This window comes from Frigoribacterium sp. AC759, assembly GCF_979256015.1.
On sequence record NZ_CEEDMT010000069.1, the window covers coordinates 1 to 327 of the forward strand.

The window sequence follows — 327 nt, forward strand, 5'->3', positions numbered from 1 at the left end:
TCTGGGATGGCTACGACCTCAAGGAAGGCGTCGTCTCGAACGACGGGAAGACCCTGACCTTCGACAACAGCGACCACGGCGTCACCGCTGTAGCGGACCGCGACATCGAATACACGGTGAAGGTCGAGACGGCCGCCGACGCCCTCGACGTGCCCGGAAACAAGCTCGGCTTCGTCTACTCGGGCGTGTCCGCTGCAGGCTACTTCCAGACCGCGGGCAGCGCTCCGGTCTCGATCCCGGGCGCTCTCGGGTCCGTCTCGGCGCTCGAGGTCCCGGCCACGGAGCTGGTGCGTGGTGAGACCTCCGAGTTGAAGTTCATGGTTCGCA

General features: G+C 65.7%; 1 protein-coding gene. It reads left to right on the top strand.

Annotated elements, in window-relative coordinates:
- The coding region (locus ACZ6JE_RS15130; protein ID WP_464319468.1) for a hypothetical protein at nt 1–327 on the top strand (327 nt) is incomplete at both ends.